Annotated in this window: 3 protein-coding genes and 1 rRNA gene; all 4 read left to right on the top strand. The window is 36.8% G+C overall.

The features are described from left to right. Positions 1-15: 15 nt before the first annotated feature. The 4 genes from rrf (at position 16) to asnB (ending at position 6,101) form a co-directional block, all read left to right on the top strand. A 5S ribosomal RNA gene (gene rrf / locus EKG35_RS14775) occupies positions 16-131 on the top strand. Positions 132-1,148: 1,017 nt separating this feature from the next. Next, positions 1,149-2,615 carry an IMP dehydrogenase gene (guaB, locus tag EKG35_RS14770; RefSeq protein WP_126295320.1) on the top strand — a complete coding sequence of 489 codons (1,467 nt, stop codon included), beginning with the start codon at positions 1,149-1,151 and terminating at the stop codon, positions 2,613-2,615. A 204-nt stretch (positions 2,616-2,819) separates the two neighbouring features. Then, on the top strand, positions 2,820-4,124 hold the full coding sequence (locus tag EKG35_RS14765) for a D-alanyl-D-alanine carboxypeptidase family protein (RefSeq protein ID WP_185807776.1): 1,305 nt from the start codon (positions 2,820-2,822) through the stop codon (positions 4,122-4,124). A 141-nt stretch (positions 4,125-4,265) separates the two neighbouring features. Then, entirely contained in the window at positions 4,266-6,101 is a 1,836-nt protein-coding gene (gene asnB / locus EKG35_RS14760) for an asparagine synthase (glutamine-hydrolyzing) (protein ID WP_126295324.1), read from the top strand. The last annotated feature ends 76 nt before the right edge of the window (positions 6,102-6,177 follow it).

Genomic DNA, 6,177 nt, shown 5'->3' with positions numbered 1-6,177 from the left:
ACATCCATGTGCAAGTGAAGTGATGATGGCAAAGAGGTCACACCCGTTCCCATACCGAACACGGAAGTTAAGCTCTTTAGCGCCGATGGTAGTTGGGGGCTTCCCCCTGTGAGAGTAGGACATCGCTTCGCAAATGAAACCGCTGAGATTCAGCGGTTTTTTTTATGTAGAAAATAAGCCCCCAACTACCAAGAATCGAAGGTTAGGTCGGCGCGATTAAGTAAAGATAATTTAAACAGTAGGATTCGAGAAGTGTGAGGACCAAGGAAAACAAGGAATCGAGGAGGCACGAAGCGGAGTGTACAATGTACACGAGCATCGTACCGACGAAGATGACGAAGATTTCCGCCGTGTCATCACACTTCGCAGATAGCGCCGATGGTAGTTGGTGGATATCCCTGTGAGGGTAGGACGTCGCTTCGCAAATGAAACCGCTGAGATTCAGCGGTTTTTTTTTATGTAAAAATAAAGCCCCCAACTACCAAAAGCCGAAGGCGAGTTCGGCGCGATAAGTAAAAATAATTTAAACAGTAAGATTCGAGAAGTATGAGGACCAAGGAAAGAAAGGAAACGAGGAAGAGAGGAAGAGAGGAGCGCAGCGTACAAAGTTCGTGAACCGCACTGACGAAGTTGACGCAGGAATCCGATGTGTTATTGCGTTTCGAGATAGCGCTGATGGTAGTTGTGGGCACCCCTGTGAGAGTAGGACATTGTAAGGAAATACAATATAGATGAGTACTTCTGATTGTAAGCCCCTTTTGTTAAGCTTTCTTACATTATGGTGTCTATTAAAAACGTTCTGAGAAAATAAAAAGTAAAAAAATCTTTGGCAGTTCCCTTTTTATAAAATGATTTCATATCAATAGGAATATTTTGCATAAAAGAAGAAGAATTTATTATAAAATATATGAAAAAACATTAAATCTCTGGGGAAGATAAAGTATCAACTAAAACTAAAAACAGATAGTATAGAATTTCATTCGTTTTAGTAAATTTACTAAAATAAACTATTTATAACTGGGGTTTTTAATAGAAAAATACAGTTCTAATAGTCGGAATTATCTTTCTTTTTTAAGAATCTTGACACTTACAATTCATGTTGATAATCTTACAATTAATATTCTTTTAGAACTAGGAGGCATTACGAAATGTGGGAAACGAAATTTGCCAAAGAAGGCTTAACCTTTGATGATGTTTTATTAGTACCAGCACATTCAGAAGTATTACCTAAGGCTGTGGATTTATCAACACAACTTACACCAAAGATCAAACTAAATATTCCTATTGTTAGTGCAGGTATGGATACTGTAACTGAATCAAAAATGGCTATTGCAATGGCTCGTCAAGGTGGAATTGGGATTATCCATAAAAACATGAGCATTGAAGAACAAGCTGAAGAAGTTGAAAAAGTTAAGCGGTCTGAAAATGGTGTAATTACGAATCCATTTTTCTTAACACCAACACATCAAGTATTTGATGCTGAACATTTAATGGGGAAATATCGCATTTCGGGTGTGCCGATTGTTAATAATGAGGAAGAGCAAACATTAGTAGGGATTATTACAAATCGTGACCTACGATTTATTTCTGATTACTCATTAAAAATTGAAGATGTTATGACAAAAGAAGAGTTAATTACAGCTCCTGTTGGTACAACTTTAGAAGAAGCTGAAAAAATTCTTCAACAGTATAAAATTGAGAAATTACCAATTGTTGATGAAAATGGTAAATTAACAGGTTTAATAACAATTAAAGATATAGAAAAAGTAATTGAATTCCCAAATGCTGCTAAAGATAGTCTTGGCCGTTTACTTGTTGGTGCAGCAGTAGGTGTTTCAAAAGATACAATGCAACGTGTTGAAAAACTAGTTGAAGCACAAGTAGATATTATTGTAATCGATACAGCACATGGTCACTCTCAGGGTGTTATCAATACAATTAAAGAAATTCGTGCAACATATCCGGAATTAGAGATTATTGCAGGAAACGTTGCAACTGGTGAAGCTACACGTGCTTTGTATGAAGCAGGTGCGGATGTTGTAAAAGTTGGTATTGGCCCAGGTTCAATTTGTACAACTCGTGTTGTTGCAGGTGTTGGTGTACCTCAAATTACAGCAATTTATGATTGTGCAACAGTTGCTCGTGAAATGGGTAAAGCGATTATTGCAGATGGTGGTATTAAATATTCCGGAGATATTGTAAAAGCTCTAGCAGCGGGTGGACATGTTGTAATGCTTGGTTCATTACTTGCAGGGACATCTGAATCACCAGGAGAAACAGAAATATTCCAAGGTCGACGTTTTAAAGTGTACCGAGGCATGGGCTCTTTAGGAGCGATGGAACAAGGATCAAAAGATCGTTACTTCCAAGAAGATGCGAAAAAGCTTGTTCCAGAAGGTATTGAAGGAAGACTTCCATACAAAGGGCCATTGGCAGATACAATCGACCAATTAGTTGGTGGTATTCGTGCAGGTATGGGCTACTGCGGAGCACCAAATCTTCAACACTTACGTGAAAATTCTCAATTCATACGTATGACTGGTGCTGGTCTTCGTGAATCACATCCACATGATGTACAAATTACAAAAGAAGCACCTAACTATTCAATTCAATAAGAAAAGCATAAGCTCAAAACTTAGCAAAAAAGTAGCAACTTTTTCACTCTTTTAACGTCATAATTAGACGTTAAAAGAGTTTTTTTTATCTAAACGTAACACTTTTCTTGCACAATCTATGATAAAATGGCGAAAGAACAGTAAAAATTATATTGGAGGTATTTTTTTGTGAAAACAACAAGGAAAACATCTTGGTTAAGCTTAATGATGATTCCTATTCTGTTGATTAGCTTATTTGTTGCTAAGCCTGTTAGTACAAGCGCTGAAACAGATTTAGGTTTACTTGTAGATGCTGCAATATTAATTGATGCAGATACAGGAAAAATATTATATGAAAAAAATGCTGATACATCTTTAGGAATTGCAAGTATGTCAAAAATGATGACTGAATACATTCTATTAGATGCAATTAAAGCAGGTAAGATTTCTTGGGATCAAGAATATCGTGTTAATGAGTATACATACCGAATGTCACATGACCGTGCATTAAGTAATGTTCCACTTCGCGAGGATGGTACATATACAATTCGTGAGTTATATGAAGCGATGGCTATTTATTCTGCAAATGCAGCAACTGTTGCAATTGCAGAAACAATTGCTGGAACGGAAACAGAATTCTTAAAGCTCATGAATAAAAAGGCAGAAGAAATTGGTCTTGAAGGATATAAATTTGTAAACTCAACTGGGTTAAATAATTCTGATTTATTTGGCATGCATCCAGCTGGTACAGGTCCAGAAGATGAAAATATTATGCCAGCACGTTCTGTTGCTAAATTAGCCTATCATCTATTAAAAGATCATCCGGAAGTTTTAGAGACTTCAAGTATTCCTAAAAAGGTCTTCCGAGAAGGTACGGATGATGCAATTAATATGGCTAACTGGAACTGGATGTTACCAGGCTTAGTCGCAGAGTATGAAGGTGTCGATGGGTTAAAAACAGGTACAACGAATCTTGCTGGATCATGTTTTACTGGTACAGCAGAACGTAATGGTACACGTTTAATTGGAGTTGTAATGAATGCTGTTGATTCTTCTGGAAAAGACAGTGATAAAACTGCTCGTTTTGATGCAATGGCCAAGCTATTAGACTATGGTTTTGGCCAGTTCTCAAAACAAGAGATTATTCCAGCAAATTATGTGTTTGAAGGTAATGAGACAGTTTCGGTTACAAAAGGGAAAGAAGATAGTGTAGATATCGCAGTAAAAGAACCAATTTCATTTATGGTAAAAACAAATGAAAAGGATTTATATAAGCCGAAATTAGTATTAGAAAAAGATACATTAGAAGCTGATATTAAAAAAGGAACAGTAGTTGGTAAAGTAGTACTTGAGCGTACTGAAGGCACTGACTATGGTTTTATTGACGGAAAAGATTTCTCGGCAGATGTTGTAACAACTGATAAAGTTGAACGTGCAGGAGCTATCTCTCTATTCTTCCAAGGCATCGGCAACTTCTTTGGAGACGTATGGGGTGGCATTACTGGATTTGTCGGTGGATTGTTTAAATAATTAAATTAGTAAATGAGTGTGAAGATTAGATTGTCTCAAAAAGAATTTGAGGCATCTTATCAATCACACTCTTTTTTTTCTAGGACAAAATAAGTTTGCACGAGACTTTCATATGCTAGTAGGTGAAGGGGCGTGAAAAAAGTGTGCGGCATAACAGGATGGATTGATTTTACACAATCAATAGAGAATCGCAAAGAAATTGTCGAAGGAATGACAGAAACACTAAAAAAGAGAGGGCCTGACGATGGCAATGTTTGGTGCAGCACACATGCTCTGTTAGGGCATCGTCGATTAGCTGTAATAGACTTAATTGGTGGAAAGCAGCCAATGACAAAAATGCATCAAAACAAGTCGTTTGTCATGGTTTACAATGGAGAGCTTTATAATACAGAGGAACTGCGTCAACAGCTTTTGAAAAGAGGGTATATATTTACAACCCAATCTGATACAGAAGTATTGCTTGCTTCATTTATTGAATGGAAAGAGCAATGTGTTGATTACTTAAATGGAATTTTTGCATTTGCTGTCTGGGATGAACAAGAAGAGGCGTTTTATGCTTTTCGCGATCGATTAGGGGTTAAACCTTTCTTTTTCTCTTTAAGTGAAGGTTCTTTTTTATTTGGCTCGGAAATTAAAGCAATTCTTGCGCACCCAAGTGTAAAACCACAAATTGACCGCCAAGGATTAGCTGCTCTATTAAGTATAGGGCCCTCAAGAGTACCAGGTAATGGTGTATTAAAAGGGATAGAAGAGTTAGAGCCTGGCAGTGCATTGAAATTTTCCAAAGACGGGTTGAAAAAATGGCGTTATTGGAATGTGAAAAGTGAAAAGCATGAACATTCATTTGAAGAAACTGTTGAACATGTTCGCTTTTTAGTGACAGATTCGATAAAACGTCAGCTTGTGTCAGATGTACCGCTTTGCACCTTTTTATCAGGTGGGCTAGACTCAAGTATCATTACGGCAATTGCTGCAAATACGTATAATGGGGAAGGTCAAATATTACACACCTATTCTATAGATTACGAAGGAAACGAGCAGTTCTTTGAAAAAAATGATTTTCAGACGAGTCAAGATCGCTACTGGATAGATAAAATGTGTGACAAATTTAATACTAAACATACGGACATCATTATCTCTCAACAACAATTAATCGATTTCTTAGAAGAAGCAATGATGATTAGAGATTTACCTGGAATGGTTGATATCGATAGTTCGTTGTTAGTTGCCTGTCAGGTAATAAAGGAAGGATTTACAGTTGCTTTATCGGGTGAATGTGCGGATGAAGTTTTCGGTGGTTATCCATGGTTCCACAAAGACTACACTTTATTTCCTTGGATACGTTCAATTGATGAAAGAGAAGGTTTTTTGCGAAAAGAATGGCAATCTCGTCTTCAATTAAAAGAATTTATGAAGCATGCATTTGAAGAAGCAATTAAAGATTCACCGAAGCTTGAAGGAGAGGACCCGAAAGCAGCAAAACAACGTGAATTATTTTATTTAAATATGCGTTATTTTATGCAAACATTGTTAGAGAGAAAAGACCGGATGAGTATGGGTGGAAGCTTAGAAGTTCGTGTACCATTTGCAGATCACCGTATCGTTGAATATGTTTGGAATATTCCTTGGGAAATGAAAAATGTGGGAAATATGGAGAAGGGACTTTTGAGAAAGGCGACAGAAGGATTGTTGCCGGAAGAAGTACTATATCGTAAAAAGAACCCGTATCCGAAAACATATCATCCTTTATACACAGAGGGAGTTAAGGAAGTATTAAAAGGTTTAACGCAAAGAAAAGAATCGATTTTACATGAGCTATTTGAAAAAGAGCAATTAGACCAACTTATTCAAACTGGAGGAGCCTCATTTAAAGTGCCTTGGTTTGGTCAATTAATGGCTGGTCCACAATTGCTTGCTTATTTAATTCAAATTGATCGATGGTTTGAAAATTATAATATAGAATTAATAAATCAATAGAAAAACGGAGCGTCTCAAAGTTAAAGAGACAGCTCCGTTTGTTTTTCCGAATTCTGAGATCAAAATTAATCTTGGC

This window comes from Lysinibacillus telephonicus (assembly GCF_003966145.1).
Taxonomy (GTDB): domain Bacteria; phylum Bacillota; class Bacilli; order Bacillales_A; family Planococcaceae; genus Ureibacillus; species Ureibacillus telephonicus.
Note: the sequence above shows the minus strand (reverse complement) of the source record. Positions and strands in the feature narration are given on the sequence as shown.